General features: G+C 71.2%; 13 protein-coding genes. 4 read left to right on the plus strand and 9 right to left on the minus strand.

Features of this window, described 5'->3' with window-relative positions:
- Positions 1-64: 64 nt before the first annotated feature.
- Genes AB0J40_RS27205 through AB0J40_RS27215 form a run of 3 tightly spaced genes read right to left on the minus strand, consistent with a single transcriptional unit; the run spans position 65 to position 2,820 of the window.
- Positions 65-961 (minus strand): ABC transporter permease, encoded by an 897-nt coding sequence (locus tag AB0J40_RS27205; protein ID WP_364457760.1) that lies wholly within the window; start codon positions 959-961, stop codon positions 65-67.
- Complete coding sequence (locus AB0J40_RS27210) at positions 948-1,739, minus strand: ABC transporter ATP-binding protein (RefSeq protein ID WP_364457762.1); 792 nt, start codon at positions 1,737-1,739, stop codon at positions 948-950. Before AB0J40_RS27210 ends, AB0J40_RS27205 begins: the two co-directional genes overlap by 14 nt.
- Before the next feature lie 19 nt (positions 1,740-1,758).
- Positions 1,759-2,820, minus strand: a complete 1,062-nt coding sequence (locus AB0J40_RS27215) for an ABC transporter substrate-binding protein (RefSeq protein ID WP_364457764.1) — start codon at positions 2,818-2,820, stop codon at positions 1,759-1,761.
- Positions 2,821-3,100: 280 nt separating this feature from the next.
- Between AB0J40_RS27215 and AB0J40_RS27220 the strand changes: the two genes are divergently transcribed.
- Positions 3,101-3,484 (plus strand): hypothetical protein, encoded by a 384-nt coding sequence (locus tag AB0J40_RS27220; RefSeq protein ID WP_364457766.1) that lies wholly within the window; start codon positions 3,101-3,103, stop codon positions 3,482-3,484.
- Positions 3,485-3,629: 145 nt separating this feature from the next.
- Here the strand turns inward: AB0J40_RS27220 and AB0J40_RS27225 are convergent, their stop codons facing one another.
- Genes AB0J40_RS27225 through AB0J40_RS27235 form a run of 3 tightly spaced genes read right to left on the minus strand, consistent with a single transcriptional unit; the run spans position 3,630 to position 6,699 of the window.
- A complete protein-coding gene (locus tag AB0J40_RS27225; RefSeq protein ID WP_364457768.1) occupies positions 3,630-4,625 on the minus strand; it encodes an S-adenosylmethionine:tRNA ribosyltransferase-isomerase in 996 nt (331 codons plus the stop codon).
- Positions 4,622-5,293 (minus strand): SDR family NAD(P)-dependent oxidoreductase, encoded by a 672-nt coding sequence (locus AB0J40_RS27230; protein ID WP_364457770.1) that lies wholly within the window; start codon positions 5,291-5,293, stop codon positions 4,622-4,624. Before AB0J40_RS27230 ends, AB0J40_RS27225 begins: the two co-directional genes overlap by 4 nt.
- A gap of 44 nt (positions 5,294-5,337) precedes the next feature.
- The gene (locus tag AB0J40_RS27235) at positions 5,338-6,699 is read right to left on the minus strand and encodes a cytosine permease (protein WP_364457772.1); all 1,362 of its coding nucleotides are present in this window, start codon (positions 6,697-6,699) and stop codon (positions 5,338-5,340) included.
- A gap of 147 nt (positions 6,700-6,846) precedes the next feature.
- Here AB0J40_RS27235 and AB0J40_RS27240 point away from each other — a divergent pair, with 147 nt between their 5' ends.
- Positions 6,847-8,397 (plus strand): sensor histidine kinase, encoded by a 1,551-nt coding sequence (locus AB0J40_RS27240; protein WP_364457821.1) that lies wholly within the window; start codon positions 6,847-6,849, stop codon positions 8,395-8,397.
- A gap of 51 nt (positions 8,398-8,448) precedes the next feature.
- On the opposite strand, the gene AB0J40_RS27245 is transcribed toward AB0J40_RS27240, so the two are convergent.
- Together AB0J40_RS27245 and AB0J40_RS27250 are read right to left on the minus strand one after the other, a co-directional pair.
- Positions 8,449-10,380: a S53 family peptidase gene (locus AB0J40_RS27245; protein WP_364457774.1), complete on the minus strand. Its 1,932-nt coding sequence runs from the start codon at positions 10,378-10,380 to the stop codon at positions 8,449-8,451.
- 293 nt (positions 10,381-10,673) lie between these two features.
- On the minus strand, positions 10,674-11,816 hold the full coding sequence (locus AB0J40_RS27250; protein ID WP_364457776.1) for an ROK family transcriptional regulator: 1,143 nt from the start codon (positions 11,814-11,816) through the stop codon (positions 10,674-10,676).
- 58 nt (positions 11,817-11,874) lie between these two features.
- On the opposite strand from AB0J40_RS27250, the gene AB0J40_RS27255 reads away from it, so the two are divergent.
- Entirely contained in the window at positions 11,875-13,107 is a 1,233-nt protein-coding gene (locus AB0J40_RS27255) for a trehalase family glycosidase (protein ID WP_364457778.1), read from the plus strand.
- On the opposite strand, the gene AB0J40_RS27260 is transcribed toward AB0J40_RS27255, so the two are convergent.
- Complete coding sequence (locus tag AB0J40_RS27260; protein WP_364457779.1) at positions 13,086-14,858, minus strand: discoidin domain-containing protein; 1,773 nt, start codon at positions 14,856-14,858, stop codon at positions 13,086-13,088. The two genes, AB0J40_RS27255 and AB0J40_RS27260, sit on opposite strands and share 22 nt — an antisense overlap.
- A gap of 393 nt (positions 14,859-15,251) precedes the next feature.
- Here AB0J40_RS27260 and AB0J40_RS27265 point away from each other — a divergent pair, with 393 nt between their 5' ends.
- Positions 15,252-16,439 (plus strand): glycoside hydrolase family 88 protein, encoded by a 1,188-nt coding sequence (locus tag AB0J40_RS27265; RefSeq protein WP_364457781.1) that lies wholly within the window; start codon positions 15,252-15,254, stop codon positions 16,437-16,439.
- The last annotated feature ends 19 nt before the right edge of the window (positions 16,440-16,458 follow it).

The raw sequence follows: 16,458 nt of genomic DNA on the forward strand, positions 1-16,458 counted from the left end.
AGGTACCGACAACGAACGCCGGCCGGGCATCGTTCCGTGAGCGCCGTCACCGGCACGAAGATTTCTACAGCGAGGCCGTCAACCCACGCGCCCGCAGGACCGCCCGTTCCAGCGGCCGGAACACCAGCAGCTCGATCCCGATCCCGACCAGCAGGATCAGGAAGATCGCCGCGATCACCGTCTCGATGCTGTTCAGCGACGACCCCTGGTTGAGGTACGCGCCGAGCCCCACGCCCAGCTGCGGGGACAGCGCGATCAGCTCCGCCGCCATCAGCGAGCGCCACGAGAACGCCCAGCCCTGCTTCAACCCCGCCAAGAACCCCGGCAGCGCCGCCGGCAGCAGGATGTGGCGCGCCGAGGACAGCCGGTTCGCGCCCATCACCTGGCCGACGCGCGGCAGGATCGGCGGGATCTGGTCGATGCCCGACACCAGGCCGTTCGCGATCGACGGCACCGAGCCCAGCAGGACGACGAAGTAGATCGCGCCGTCGTTGATGCCGAACCACAGAATCGCCGCCGGCACCCACGCCACCGACGGCAGGCTCTGCAGCCCCGTCAGCAGCGGCCCGATCGCCGCCCGGACCACGCGGACCTTCGCCACCACCAGGCCCAGCGGCGTACCGATCAGCACCCCGGCGACGAAGCCGAGCGCCGCGCGGTGGACCGACGTCCAGACGAAGCCGAACACCTGGCCGTCGACGACGATGCCCCAGAACTCGTTCCACACCGCGATCGGCGCGGGCAGCTGCGCCTCCGACCAGAACGCCGCCGCCCAGAGGACCTGCCAGACGACGACCAGCAGGACGAGCGCGAGCACCGGCGGCAGGAAGCCCCAGGCGAAGCGTTTCCAGAACCCCGGACGGCGGTCACCGACCGGGGCGTCGAGCGAGTCCAGTCCGGCGCCTACCGCGTCGAGGTCCTCGACGTCCCCGGTGACGTCGGGCCGGTCAAGCTGCGGCATGGGTGCTGATCACCTCTCGCAGGTGCCCGGTGATTTCCTCGGTCAGCTCCTCGGCGTCGGCCAGCGGCACGTCCGTCCACTCGCGCACCACCCGGCCCGGCCGCGACGACAGGAGCACGACGCGCTGGCCGAGCCGGACGGCCTCGCGCACGTCGTGGGTCACGAACAGCACCGACGTGCCGGTGCTGCGGTAGACGCGCAGCAGCTCGCCCTGCAGGACGTCGCGGGTGATGGCGTCGAGCGCGGCGAACGGCTCGTCCATCAGCAGCAGCGCCTGCTCCGGGTCGCCGCCGACGCGCAGGGTCGCGGCCAGCGCGCGGGCCAGCGCGACGCGCTGCCGCATCCCGCCGGACAGCTCGTGCGGCCGCTTGCCGCCCGCGCCGTTCAGCCGGACGAGTTCCAGCAGCTCGGCGGCCTTTTCGCGGCGCTCGGCGCGCCCGAAGCCGGCCAGCCGCAGCGGCAGCTCCACGTTGCGGGCCGCGGTCAGCCACGGCATCAGCGCGGCCTCCTGGAACATGACCGCGGGCCGCGACGTGTTCAGCGTGATCTCCCCCGCCGACGGCGCGTCGAGCCCCGCCACCAGGTTCAGCAGCGTGCTCTTGCCGCAGCCGGACGCGCCGAGGAGGCAGACGAACTCGCCGGGCGCGACGGTGAGGTCGACGCCGTCGAGCGCGACGACCGCCCGGCCGGCCGGGCCGAACGTCTTGCGGACGCCGTCGAGCCGGACCGCGGTCGCGCCGGTGAAGCTGCTCCGGCCGGTCGGGAGGGTCGTGGTCATCGCTGGCTGCCTCTCGGGATCACTTGGCGAGTTCGGGCGCGTTCACGGCGGGCTGGTTCTTCTCCTTGAGCACCTCGTTCAGCGGGCCGAAGTCGGCGAAGCCCTTCAGCGCGACGGCCGACTTGACCACGCCCGCCGTCACCGAGTCCTGCGCGAGCTGCGGGAACTCGGCCGGGATCGGGTCGGTGGTCAGCTCGATGTTCGCGAACGCGCGGTCGATGACGCCCTGGCTCAGGCTACTGCCGGCCAGCTCCTTGAGCGCGCCGTTGACCACGGTCTTCGCGTCCGCCGGGTTGGCCTTCGCCCAGTCGATCGCGGCCAGCTGGCCCTTCAGGACCGCCTTGACGGTGTCCGGGTGCTGCTGCAGGAACTCGCTGCGCACGATGACGACGGTGGTCGGGAAGCGGCCGCCCGGCCACAGGGTCTTCTCGTCGACGAGGACTTTCGCGCCGGCGTCGAGCACCAGCCGCGACGACCACGGCTCCGGCAGCCAGCCGCCGTCGAGCTCGCCCTTCTTGAAGGCGTCGAGCGTCTTCGAGTTGTCCAGGTTGGTGATCTTGACCTGGTCGGTCAGCTGCTTGCCGGCCAGGAACTTCTTGAGCGCGACGTCCTGGGTGTTGGCCAGCTGCGGCGTGGCGATGGTCTTGCCCTTGAGCCCGTCGACGCTGGTGATGTCCGGCTTGACGACGAGCTGCGCGCCGCCCGAGACGGCGCCCGAGACCAGCTGGATGGTGCCCTTGGACTTGGTGAAGGCGTTGATCGCCGGGCCGGAGCCGATGAAGGCGATGTCGAGCGAGCCGCCGAGCAGCGCGTTGACCTCTTCGGGGCCGGCGTTGAAGGTCTGGGTGGTGAGCTTGGTCGAGCCGAGCTCGTTCTTGAAGAAGTCCTTCTTGACGCCGATCAGCGCGGGCGCGTGGGTGACGTTCGGGAAGAAGCCGAGCCGCACTTCGGCGGCGGTCCCCTGGTTGGCGGCCGGAGCGGCGGTGGTTTCCGCGGCGCGGGAGCAGCCCGCGAGCACGCCCACGGCGGTCAGGGCGGCCAGCGCCGAGGCCAGGAAGCGGGTTCTGTGGTGGGTGCGCACGTCGGCGTCGCCTTTCGGGGTCGGTGTCGGGGCGAGGTTCGCACGGTCACCCACTAAGGCGCATAGCCATCCGCATCCCGGGAAATCTTGTGAGATTCCTTGACATCGGCGGCTCGGGGGCCGTATGGGTCGCCGTCCTCGCTCTTTGGTGCCGGACGAGCATGCGGTAATCCCCGGAATCCGGGGGATGTTCCCGGCATCTGGACGTTTCTTCCCGGCGCGGGCAACCCGCCGCGTCACCCGGACGTGGTACGAGTGACCGACCGAAACGGGAGGAAACGTGACGAGCCGACGGGGCCAGGGAGCCACCGGCGTCCGCGTGGCGCTGGTCGTGCTGTTCATCGGAATGGGCCAGGCGACGTTCGAGTGGTTCCGGTCACTCGGCATGGACGCGGTGACGAGCCTGGTGGTGTGGGCGATCCCGGTGCTGACCGGGGCGGCGGTGACGCTGGTGCTGTGGGTGGCGTCGGACCGCGCGTTCGCGTTGCGGAACTGGCTGCCGGTGGCGGTGAGCATCCCGGTGTATCTGGGTGGGGTGTTCGGGTTGGCCACGGCTACCGCGAGTTTGGTGGCTTCGGTGGTGACCGGGATCGGGTTCGGGATCGCGGTGGTGGCGATCGCGGGGTTGCTGCGCGCGCGACGGCGGTCCGAGGTTCGGAACTAGCTGCCGGGTTGTCCACAGCCCGGGCGTGATGTGGACAAGCACGCCCGGGCCGGAGCTTCAGCCGGGTTTTCGTCGGACCGCCTCGATACGCTGGAAGCGGGCAGGCCCCCAGGGAGGGCGGGATCTTGTGTGGGGGCGCGGTGAGTCAGCGGCGCAACAACAACGACACGTCGCCGAACTCGTGCCACAGGTACCGGCGCTCCACCGCCGCGTCATACGCGCGCTGGACCAGGTCCCGGCCCGCCACCGCCTCCAGCAGCAACAGGTGCGACGCGTCCGGCGCGTGCAGCCCCGTCACGATCCCGTCCACCACCCTGGCCGGGCGGTCCGGGCCCAGCACCAAGTCGGTCCACCCGGAAGCCGCGCCGTCGGCAGCCGACTCCAACGCCCGGGCCGCCGTCGTTCCCACCGCGATCACCCGGCCGCCCTGCGAGCGGACCCACGACACCAGCGCCGACGTCGGAGCCGGTACCCGGTACCTCTCCGCCTGGGGTGGCTCGCCCGCTTCCGGGGACGACACCCCCGTGTGCAGCACCACCGGTGCGAACAACACCCCGTCCGTGACCAGCCGCGTCACCAACGACGCCGTGAACGGCCGCGCCGCCGAGGGCATCTCCGCGCTTCCCGGCTCTCGGGCGAACACCGTCTGGTAGTCCGAGAGCGGCCACTCACCCGGCACGTACCCGTAGCGGATCGGCCGACCGGCCGACGCCAGAAAGCCCGGGACCGGCACCGACACCGCCGCTCGCCACAGCCGGCGGGAACCCGGCGCGAACGGGGCCAGCAACGTCAGTGCCGCCCCGCCCGGCAGCGACACCGCCTCGCCCGCCCGGCCGTCCAGCAGCGGGCCGTCCGGGGCGCGCAACTCGATGATCCACGAGCCGTCGTCGAGCGGGGTCGAGAAGTGGACCGCGATCGGCTCTCCGCCGCGGACCGCGTCCACCGCCGCCGGCAGCGTTCCCGACGTGTTCACCACCAGCAGGTCGCCGGCGGACAGGAACGAGCCCACCGACGAGAACACCGAATGGTGGACTCCCGCGGGCGACGCGACCAGCAGGCGGACGCCGTCGCGCGCCACGCCCCGGGCCTCCGGCGGGGCCGATGCCGACAGCTCGGCAGGCAGGTCGAACCGGATGTTCATGCCGGCACCAGGAGGTCCGCCGCGCGGTAGCGGCCGCTCGGCGGGCGTTCGTCCAGCAGCCGCAGGAACGCCGGGACCGCCGACGACGGCAGCGGCCGGTCCGAGATGTCCTCGCCCGGGAACGCGCGCTGGTGCATCGCCGTGCGCAGGTCACCCGGATCGACCGCGTACACCGCCAGCTCCGGGTTCTCCACCCCCAGCACGGCCGTGACCTGGTCGAGCGCCGCCTTCGCCGAGCCGTAGCCGCCCCAGCCCTCGTACGCTTCGACGGCCGCGTCCGAGCTGATGTCGATGATCGTGCCGCGCGCGGACGTCAACGCGGGCAGCAGCAGCTGCGTCAGAGCCAGCGGCGCGAAAACGTTGACGCGGTAGACGTTTTCCAGTTCGGCCAAGGGATAGCGCGAAAGCGGCGGCAACGGGCTGACGCCCAGCGAACTGGCGTTGTTGACGAGCAGGTCAAGCGACGGACACGCGCCGGCCAGTGACGCGCGGTGGCCGGGGTCGGCGACGTCGCCGGGGATCGCCGTGAAGCCGATCTCCCCGGCGGCGGCCGAAAGCGCGGCGGCGTCCCGGCCGTCGCCGATGACCGTCCACTTGCGACTCACCAGTGCGGCGGCGAGGGCGCGGCCCAGGCCCGCGGAAGCTCCGGTGACGAGTGCGGTTGGCATGGTTCCTCCTTCGAGGGGTACCACACCATCGTTAAACCTCTACATTACTTGAGGTCAACGCGGCGACGCAGAACGAAATACGCCGCCAGCGAAACGACGAGCCCGACGTAGTAGGCGAGGTCCGCGCCGTGCAGCGCCGCCGCGACCGGTCCCGTGTAGAGGGACGTGTTCATGAACGGCACCGCCGCGCCGAAGCCCACGACGAACGCCACCAGCGCCGCCCACGGCCGCACGGACGTCGACGCCAGGACGTCCACGCGCCGGCCGCCGCGGGTGCGCGCGAGCCAGTCCGGGACGACGACGCCGAGGAACGGCGGGATCCAGTAGCTCACGAACAGCAGGACGTTCTCGAACTTCGCCGACAGGTCGCCGCTGTGCATCCAGAGGATCAGCGCGAACGCCAGCACCGTGACGACCACCGCCGACACCGGGCGCCGCAGGCGGACGCCGACGGTCTGCAGGGCGAGCGAGCCGCTGTAGTCGTTCATCGCGTTCGACGACACCGCCGCGAGCGCGATCACCGCCAGCGCCAGCGCGCCGAGGAACCCGCCGCCGAGCAGGTGCGCGACACCGGCGGCGGTCTGGTCGCCCAGCGACGACCCCAGCGCGAGCCCGAGACCCTCACCGATCGCGTACGACCCGACGAGACCCAGCAGCGTCGCCCAGAACACCGACCGCGACGACGTCGAAACCGGCAGGTAGCGGCTGAAGTCCGACGCGTACGGCGCCCAGGACACCGCCAGCGACAGGGTGATCGTCGTGAACAGCACGACCCCGCCGGCGAGGTCGGCACCCGAAGCCGTGTTCCCGGTGGCGATCGGGTGTCCGGAAAGGACCTTCACGGCGAGCGCGGCGAACGCGAGCACCAGCAGCACGCTCATCACCGCCTGCACGCGGTGGATCAGGGCGTAGCCGAACACGCCGAGCGCGCACTGCAGCACCAGCACGATCAGCACGGCGGCCCAGAACGGCAGCCCGGTCAGCTCGGCGAGCGCTTCGCCGCCGAACAGGCCGACCAGCGCGTCCCAGGCGATCGAGCCGAGCCACTGGACGAGCCCCGGCAGCACCACCCCGCCGCCGAAGGGCAGCCGGGCGAGCGGCAGCTGGCCGGTGCCGGTGCGCGGGCCCCACGTCGACAGGTACGCCACCGGCAGCGACCCCAGCACGGTGCCGGCGAGCATCGCGGCCAGGCCGGTCCAGAACCCGAGGCCGAGCGACGCGGCGAGCGTGCCGGTGAACACCGCCGTCATGGTCAGGTTCGGCGCGAACCACACGCTGAACAGCCGCCACGGCCGCCCGAACCGGTTGCCCTCCGGAACCGGCTTGATGCCGTGGGTTTCGATCGCCAGGTCACGGCCGCCGGCGGGCATCCGCCCGCCGAAGACCTCCGCACCCAGTCCGCTCATGTGCTGCCTCCTGTCCCGCGTCACCCTAAAGCGCGGCCGCGTGGTGTAACGCGACGGCCCGAACGGGCGAATCACGGTTAGCCGCTGCCGGACCGCTCCTCATAGCCGCCAGGATTGCCCGGCGAGGCACACCGGGAGGGTTGCGTGGTGCAGCATCCGCGGACACTGGCGATGACCGGCCTGCTGGCCGCCGGTTTCGCACTCGGCGTCACGGCGTTGACCCTGAAGGCGGGCGAGGGCAGCCACTCCGCGCTCGACACGGCGCTCAGCACCGCGACCGGGTTCCTGTTCCTGCTCGCCGGCGCCGTCGCGCACGTGCGGCGCCCGGCCAACCCGATCGGCGTGCTCATCGCGCTCGCCGGGGTCGCGGTGTTCCTCGAAGACCTGCAGTTCACGCGCAGCCCGGTGCTGTACACGATCGCCGTGCCGCTGCGCGCCGCGTCCAGCCCGGTGATCGCCCACCTCGTGCTCGCGTTCCCGCACGGCAGGCTCCGGTCGCGGTGGGAACGGCTGCTCGTCGCCGCGGCCTACCTGGTGGTGTTCGCGCTGGGCGTGCTCGGGCTCCTGGTCAGCGACGACCCGCGCGACCTGCTGGCCGTCTCGGCCGGCCCGGCGAGCGGCGGGTTCGCCGACCGCGTGCTCGAGCTCGCCGCCACGGTGATCAGCGCCGGCGTGATCGTCGTGCTCCTCTACCGGTGGCTGACCGGGCAGCTGCCGCAGCGGCGGCTGCTGTCGCCGGTGATCGCGATCGCGCTGTTCGGCGCGCTCGCCTCCGGTGCCGGCACCGCGCTCGGCGACGGGCACCCGTGGTCGGAGCCGCTGCTGCAGGTCTACCGGGTGCTGTTCTGCCTGTGGCCACTGGCGTTCCTGGCCGGTGTGCTGCGCGCCCGCGTCGGCAACGCGGAGATGATCCGGCTGCTGCTGGAGCGCGACGGCACCGGGTTGGCGGCGCTGGTGCAGGACGACGAGGTGTGGAAGGACAGCCGGTCGATCGACGCGCTCAACGCGGCCGCCGGGCTGGTGCTCGACAACCAGCGGCTCACCGCGGAGCTGGAGCAGCGGCTGGCCGAGGTGCGGGCGTCGCGGGCCCGGCTCGTCGCGGCCGGCGACGAGGAGCGCCGCCGGCTGGAGCGCGACCTGCACGACGGCGCCCAGCAGCGGCTGGTCAGCGTCGTGCTGCTGCTGCGGATGGCGGGCCGCCGGTACGGCGCGTCGCTGCCCACGGAGGTGCGGGCGCTGCTGTCCGGCACGGTCGACGAGCTGCAGACGGCGATCACCGAGCTGCGCGAGCTGGCCCGCGGCATCCGGCCGGCGATCCTGACGGAGGCGGGGCTGGTCGCGGCGGTGCGGTCGCTGGCCGACCGCATCCCGATGGAGGTGGCCCTGACGGTCGGCACGGTGCCCCGGCTGGACTCGGCGGTCGAGGCGACGGCGTACTTCGTGACGTCGGAGGCGCTGACGAACGCGATGAAGCACGCGCAGACCGACCACGTCCACGTGCGGATCGCGGTCGAGGGCACCGAGCTGCGGGTGGCGGTCACGGACACCGGCGTCGGCGGCGCCGACGTCGAGGGCGGCACCGGCCTCGCGGGCCTGCGGGACCGCGTCCAGGCGCTCGGCGGCGAACTCTCGGTCGTCAGCGACGCGGCGGGCACCGCGGTGAGCGCGGTCATCCCCCTGGCCACCGAAAAGCCGTGAGGGCCCCCGCACCGGCGGAAAAGCCGGTGCGGGGGCCCTCACGGAATCGACCTAGACGAGCAGCAGGAACAGCAGCCCGTTGGGCGTGCCGAGACCCGTCACGTCGTCGTAGCCGGGGGTGGTGTGGATGGTCAGGCCCTGGTAGTCGAGCGTGCGCACCGAGGTGAGCAGCCCGCCCGAAGCGTCGACCGAGTTCGCGTAGTCGACGCGCTCCACGGCGGCGTCCACGTGCTTCACGTCGCTGATCGCCGCGGTGCGGGAGGTCAGCTTGTAGATCACGGGGTTGATGAAGCCGTGGTGGAAGTGGTCGAAGCTGTCGGCCACCGCCATGATGCCGGCGAACACCGGCGACGCGAGGCTCGTGCCGCCGATCCGGTACTGGTCGTAGTAGACGCCGTCCGGGAAGGTCTGCGTCTGGCCGACCAGGAAGCCGGTGTTCGGGTCGCCGACCGCGGAGATGTCCGGGACGACCCGGCCCTTCTTGTGGCCGACCTGGTTCTTCGTCGACAGCGCGTCCGGCACGACGCCCTTCTGGTAGAAGGGCTGCTCGAACAGGCGGCTGGTGCCGCCGCCGGAACCGCTGGTGTAGTTGGCCGGGCCGTAGACGCCGTTGGTCAGCGTCGACTTGCTGGTCTCCCAGCCGGTCTCGAAGATCCGCTTGCCGTCCTTGCCGATCGCGACGGACGTGCCGCCGACCGCGGTGATCCACGGCGCCGAGGCGGAGAAGTCCGGCGACGGCGTGCCGAGGCGCGCGACCTCGTCACCGTTGTCGCCCGAGGAGAAGTAGACGCCGATGCCCTCGAGGACCGCCTGCAGCGAGATCTGGTTGAACACCTTGACCTCGTCGGCCGGGATGTCCTCGCCGGTGTCACCGTAGGAGTTCGACACGATGTCGGCCTTGTGGCCGGCGATCACGTAGTTGAGCGCCACGTCGAGGGCGTTGTCCTCGCAGGACTCCCCGCCGACGTACAGGATGTCGGCGCCCGGCGCGAGACCGTGGGCGGCCTCGACGTCGAGGGTCTCCTCGCCGTACCAGCCGGCCGCGTCGCACTGGTCCGGCGGCTCGAGGACCGGGTTCGCCGGGAAGACGTGCTGCTTGAACTGGCTCGCCTTCAGCGGGTGCGCCGGGTCGTTCTTCTTGGCGTACGTGCTCGCGTCGGAGTAGATGGTCGGCGAGGCGAACGCGTCCACGATGGCGATCGTGGTGCCCTTGCCGTCCGCGCCGACCTTGTCGACGCCGTAGGCCGACCGCAGCTGCGCCGGGGTGTAGCCGCAGGGGGCGTAGGGCAGGTGCTGGCCGTTGTAGGCGGGATCGGTGGTGTCGATCTTCTCGCCGTAGTAGGCGCTGCACGGCCGCGCGTTGCGGAACCCGGGGCCGGGCGCGACGTCGGACGGCGCCCCGGAACCGGTGGCGTGGTCCGGCTTGAACAGGTTGGTCGCCTGGTCGACGCCGACGACGCCGAGGACGTCGTTCGCCAGGTTCGCCGGCACCGACAGGTTCTTGTCGGCGGCCCGGAGGGTCTGGCCCTTGACCTTGTACTTGGCCAGCTTGACGTCGAACGCCTTCTGCGTCTGGTCGGCGGTGCCGGTGGCCTCGACGTAGGCGCGGTTCGAGGGCACGTCACCGATGCTGAAGCCGTTGCCGGTCAGCCACGCCTTGACGGCGTCGACCGTCGCGTCGCTGGCGGCGAAGCGGTCACGCACCTGGTCGGGGCTGAGGTACTGGCGGTAGGTCTTGCTGTCCGGGTCGGACACGGCCTGCGCCAGCGCTTCGGCTCCGGCGTTGTCGCGCTGGTTCAGGTAGACCCGGAAGCTCAGCTTCGACGCGGGCGCCGTGTCGGCGACCTTCGCCTGCGCGTTCGCCCACAACGGGTGCGACTGCGGAATGTCCTGACGCCCCTGCGCGGACGCCGTGGCCGGCAGGGCGCCGGTCAGGCCACCCACCACCGCGAGCGAAAGGAGCAGGGTGGAGCTTCTTCGCACAGAAATCTCCCTCTTCGAAAGCGGCCCCCAGGAAATGGGCCTGGAACACCGGACGAGACTAGATCGGTGTTCCGCTCGCGGGGAAGTACTTGCGGAACCGTTATCTGGTCGCGAATTCACACGTGGTACCGAAATCCGATTTGTCGGACGGAAAACGCGAGGAATGAGTTCGTATGCGAGGTAAGTCCGGTTCGTGTCCGTATCGCGGAACACGCGGGTTCCCCTTCTGCCACCTACCAAAGTAGGGTGCTCCGTCCACACCGGACAGTCCGGGGGTGACGGTAGTTCGGCCGTCAGGCGGGCGCGCCGAGCCGCTTGTCCACCGCCGCCGGGGAGAACACCGATTCCACGACCATCGCCACCGCGCCGCCGAGCGCCTCGCCGCGCCCGCCGATTTCGACGCGCAGGTTCCGCGTCGACCGCGGCAGCGCCCGCCGGTAGAGCACTTCCCGGACGCCGGCGACGAAATGCGGCTCGGCCAGGTCTCCCGCCACCACGAGCACGCCCGGGTTGACCACGCAGACCAGTGTCGCCAGGACTTCGCCCACCTGCCGCCCGGCTTCTTCGGCCAGGCGGACCGCGGCGGGCTCGCCGGCCAGGACCCGCTCGCGCACGCCCGATCCCGACGTCGTCGGCAGGCCCAGTTCGGTCAGCCGCGCGGCGAGCGCACCCCCGCCGGCGACCGCGGCGAGGCAGCCGGTCGAGCCGCACAGGCAGCGCGCCTCCGGGTGGTCCGGCAGGCGGACGTGCCCGATGTCGCCCGCCCCGCCGTCGATGCCGCGGTAGACCTCGCGGTCGATCACCAGGCCGGCGCCGATACCGGTGGACACCTTGACCACCACGAGCGCGGCGGAGTCCGGGTAGCGGGCGCGGTGCTCGCCGAGGGCCATGAGGTTCGCGTCGTTGTCGACGAGCACGGGAGCACCGAACCGGGGGCCCAGGTGCGTGTCGATGGGGTAGCCGTCCCAGCCGGGCATGATCGGTGGCTGGTTCACGCAGGCGCGGCCCGGCTCGACCGGGCCGGGCACGGAAACGCCGATGCCGCACACCGGCCGCCCGACCTCGGCGAGCATCGACTCGAACCACTCCGCGATCCGGTCGAGCACCACCTCCGGCCCGTCGGCGACCCGCGCCTCCCCCGCGCGGTGGGCCAGCCGGCGGCCCGCCAGGTCGGTCACCGCCGCCTCCGCGTGCATCGTGTCGATGCTCGCCGCCAGGACGACGGCGTGCCGGTCGTCGAACCGCAGCTGCCGCGCCGGGCGGCCGCCGGTCGAGTCCTCGCGGCCACCCTCGGTCAGCAGGCCCGCCTCCAGCAGCCGGTCCAGCCGGGCGGTGAGCGTCGTGCGCGACAGCCCCGTGCTGGTCAGGAGCGCTTTCCGGGTCGTCGCCCGCTCGCTCCGGACCAGCTGCAGCAGCTCCCCCGCACTCGTCGGCATCGCATCCCTCCGGACTTTTGTCCATTGACAATACACAAGTCGGAGATAGATTGGACATATGGATGTAACACGAGCCTCGGCGGTCCTGGACGGCAACTGGCTCGGCTCCTCGACCGTGCCGTCGCGCTCGCTCTACCCGCACCAGTGGAGCTGGGACTCGGCGTTCATCGCGATCGGCCTGCGCCACTCCGCACCCGCGCGGGCCCGGCGCGAGCTGCTGACGCTGTTTTCCGGGCAGTGGCGCGACGGCCGCGTCCCGCACATCCTCTTCAACCCGGACACGCCCGCCGAGGCGTACTTCCCCGGCCCGGCGTTCTGGCGCGCCGGCCGGACGTCGGGGCTGGTCCAGCCGCCGGTGCACGCGCGGGCGGCGCTCGCCGTGCACGAGGCCGACCCCGACCCCACGTTCCTCGCCACGCTGTACCCGAAGCTGCGGGCCTGGCACGAGTACCTGCGAACCCACCGGGACGCCGGGGGGCGCGGGCTGGTGGCGATCGTGCACCCGTGGGAGTCCGGGATGGACAACAGCCCGGCCTGGGACGGCCCGCTCGCGCGCGTCACGCCGTCGACCGGGTTCGTCCGCCGCGACCTGGAGCACGGCGCCGCCGCCGACCGCCCGAGCGACGAGGACTACGGCCGGTACGTCCGGCTCGCGACGGACTACCGCGACCGCGGCTACACGGGCTTCGGCGAGTTCGTCGTCGAAGACCCGGGCTTCAACGCGCTGCTGGCCGACGCCGAGCTGGCCCTGGCCGAGATCGCCGGTCTGCTCGGTCTGCCCGCGGCCGCCGCCGCGCACCGCGAGTCCGCCGCCCGCGTCGCGAAGGCGATGCAGGACACGCTGTGGGACAACGGCTTCTTCTTCGCCCGCGACGTCCGTACCGGCTCGCGGCTGCCGGAGTACACGTGCGCGGGCCTGCTGCCGCTGCTGCTGCCCGACCTGGCCGTCGCCCCGGCGCTGCTGGCGACGGCCACCGGGCCGCGGTTCCGGCTCGGGCACGTGCACGGCGTCCCCAGCCACGACCTGACCGCGCCGACGTTCGACCCGGGCCGCTACTGGCGCGGCCCGTCGTGGGCGAACGTCGGCTGGCTGGTCCGGCAGGGCCTGCTGCACCACGGCGAGCACGCCCTGGCCTCGCGGCTGGGCACCGACCTCGTCGAGACGGCGTCACGGACGGACTTCGCCGAGTACGTCGACCCGCTGACCGGCGCCGGGCACGGCGCCCGGTCGTTCGGCTGGACCGCCGCATTGACCCTCGACCTGCTGGCTCAGCCCGCCGCGGTGGCGTAGTCCGAACCCACCCAGGTCTCGTCGATCCGCAGGCGCTTGTACCGCGTGCTGTCGCTCGACGCCGCGTACGTGCTCGTCACCTGCAGGCGGACGTACCTCGCCGTCACCGCGGACAGGTCGACGAACTGGACGCCGCGGTGGCTCGGGAGCGTTCCGGACTTCACCGCGCTGCCCCAGTTCTTGCCGTCGTCCGACACGTACACCTTGTACGCCTTGATCCGCGCCGACTGCTCGCTGTCGGACCGGGCGTAGCTGACCGAGTCCTCGCGCTGGTTCAGGCCGAGGTACTGGACCTTCTTCGCCGACCCGAGGTCGTAGTCCAGGTTGACCGGCAGGGTCTTGCCGTTGTCGAAGTACGTCAGGTAGTCGCCGTCGCTCGCCGCCTGTCCACTGTGGCCACTGGCGGACGCGCTCGCCTTGAGCGTCACCGTCTTCGGGTCGTAGAAGCCCGTACGGCCGGCCGTTTCGACCTTGTAGACCGTGTCGTAGGTGTCCCAGCCGGACAGTCCCGACAGCGTCAGGCTGCCGCCGCCCTGGGTGAAGGAGATCGCCGCGCCGGTGCGCAGGTTCGTCACCTTCGAGACGCGGTAGCCGTTGTCGCGGATCTTCAGGGTGCTGCCCGACGGCTTGGTCAGGACGTGCACGTACTGCGTCGCGCCCTTGATGGTGATGACGCCGTGCGCGCCGTCGTTCCAGAAGCCGGGCTGCATGCCGCCGTACATGTACCCGGCGCCTTCGGTGCCGCCGAGCGACTCCCAGATCCCGTCGAGGTACCCGGCGGCGAAGTTGTTGAACGCTTCCTGGTTCGACGGGAACTTCCCGTTCACCATCGCCGTCTCGGCCATCAGGGACTTGATCGACGACCCCGAGTTCGTCACCAGACGTCCGATGTTCAGCGCCTTGTTGACCGCCGAGTTGGAGCCGCCGTACCACCAGGAGCCGGTGTCGGGCAGCTTGAAGCACGCCTCGGTCAGGCGCGGCATCGCCGTGTAGGTCGCCTGCGGGTAGTCGTACGCCGGCGTCATGCCGGTCTTCTGCTCGTTGCTGATCGTGTCCATGATCGGCGTGTCTTCGTTGTTGTTGCTCAGCAGGTAGTCCGGCCGCTGCTGGTAGATCTGCCGGTAGAGGTCGTGCGACTCCCAGTAGGCGTTGTCGTTGTCGATCCAGAACCCGCCGAGGTCCGGGTAGTTCTTCATGACCTCGAAGAAGTTGTCGTAGCTGAACTGGCCGAAGCCGTCCTGGCTGTCGAGGTTCACCGTCTTGCCCTTGTACTTCGAGTAGCCCGCCGAGTCGAGCCACTCGTGACCGCCCTCGTCGTGCCACTGGGCGTCGTTGGTCATGTAGAGGATGACCTTGAGCCCCTGGGGTTTCGCCGCCGCGATCAGCTCGCCGAGGAAGTCGCGCTTGGTGGTGCAGCTGCCCGGGATCTTCGACGGCCACGCCCGCGAGTAGCCGAGCCGGCTGTGGAACGACGCCAGCACGAGGTAGGACGCGTGCAGCTTCTTGGCTTCGGTGACCCAGTAGGCGGGACTCCACCCGCCGTCGGTGATCGCCTTTTCCCAGGCGCCGCAACTGGTGTAGCCGGGCGACGTGCGCATGCCCCAGTGCAGGAACAGGCCCGCCTGGCTGTCGCGCAGCCACTGCTGGGACGGCTTCTGCAGATCGGCCGACGCGGGCGCGGCGGCGAGTCCGGCCACCACCAGCAGGGAAGCGCACGCGGCGAGGACCCGGCGCAGGAACTTGGCTGACATGAACGACCTCCAGTGGTCTGGTCCACTCGGTGGTGTACTCCTGTCGCCGAGGGCCGGTCAAGGCTGAGATCCGACCTTTTCCCGGCGTCCCAGCGGCCGGTACATCGCGACTGCGGCCGATCGGGTTAAATATCTGATATATGACACGAGAGATCCGATCTCTCTTGACTCGGCCTCCCGGGGGCGAGTAGATGTTTCCCCAGAGAGCGCTTTCGCTCTCCCCCACCGCTCCGGCGACCAGGGCAGCACGCCGCGCCCCACCCCCTGAGCCGGTCGGGATGCCGACGGACGGCGGATCGGCATCCCGGCCACCTACTCCACGGGGGCACCTTCACCGAAGGTGCCCCCGCGGAACTGCCCGCTCACCGGGGCCCGTGCACGAAAGGACGTCGAATGTCCGAGCACCCCCTTCGCCCGACCCGGCGCGCGGTCCTGGCCGGCACCCTGGGCGCGCTGGGCGCCCTGGCCGCGGCGGGTCCCGTCGCGCGCGCGGCGGACCGGCTTCCCCCGATCGGCGGCGTGGAGGCGCCGCCGGACTGGTCGCGCGCCGTCATCGACTCCACGATGAAGCGCTACACTCCGGACAAGATCGGCGGCTGGGGCTACACCCTAGGGCTGTACCTCTACGGCCAGTACCTCTTCTACAAGCGCACCGGCGAGAAGAAGTACCTCGACTACATCGTCGCGTGGTACGACCGCTTCATCACCGACAGCGGGATCTCGAACAGCTTCACCAACCTGGACTCGATGCGCTCGTGCCAGATGCTGCCGCTGCTGTTCGCCGAAACCGGGCGCAAGAAGTACAAGACGGCGGCCGACCAGCTGCGCAAGCGCTTCCCCGGCTACCCCCGCACGTCCGACGGCGGCATGTTCCACGCGACCAGCAAGGTCGGCCAGCTGTGGGGCGACGGCGTCTACATGGCCCAGCCGTTCCTCGCGCTCTACGGCGCCGCGTTCGGCGACGGGGGTTACTGCTTCGAGGAGTCGGCGAAGAACCTGGTCGTCTACTTCAGCCACCTGCGCGAACCGGCGAAGGGCCTGCTGTACCACGCCTACGACGAGGACGGGTCCGAGTCCTGGGCGTCCGGCGCGGGCCACCACTCGAAGTACCACTGGGCCCGCGCGATCGGCTGGTTCGGGATGGCGGCGATCGACATCCTCGAGGTGCTGCCGGCGAACCACCCGCGGCGGCCCGCGCTGATCGAGATCGTCCAGTTCCTGGCGGCGGGCTACCAGCGGTACCAGGACCCCGCGACCGGCCGCTGGTACCAGGTCGTCGACCGCGGCGGCGACTCGAAGAACTGGCTGGAGACCTCGGCGTCGTCGATGTACACGTTCACGATGGCCCGCGGGGTGCAACGCGGCTACCTGCCCTCGTCGTACCAGGCGGTGGCGGACCGCGGGTACGCCGGCGTGCTGAAGAAGGTGTCCGTCGGCTCGGACGGGCTGACGAACATCACCGACATCTGCGAGGGCACGAACGTCGGCGACCTGTCCTACTACTACGCCCGGGCCCGCAAGACGAACGACTTCCACGGCCTGGGCGCGTTCCTGATCATGAACGAGCAGTACTCGCACTGACCACGCAGGCGCGCCGCAG

Origin of the sequence: Amycolatopsis sp. NPDC049691 (assembly GCF_040675005.1) — a bacterium.
Lineage (GTDB): Bacteria > Actinomycetota > Actinomycetes > Mycobacteriales > Pseudonocardiaceae > Amycolatopsis.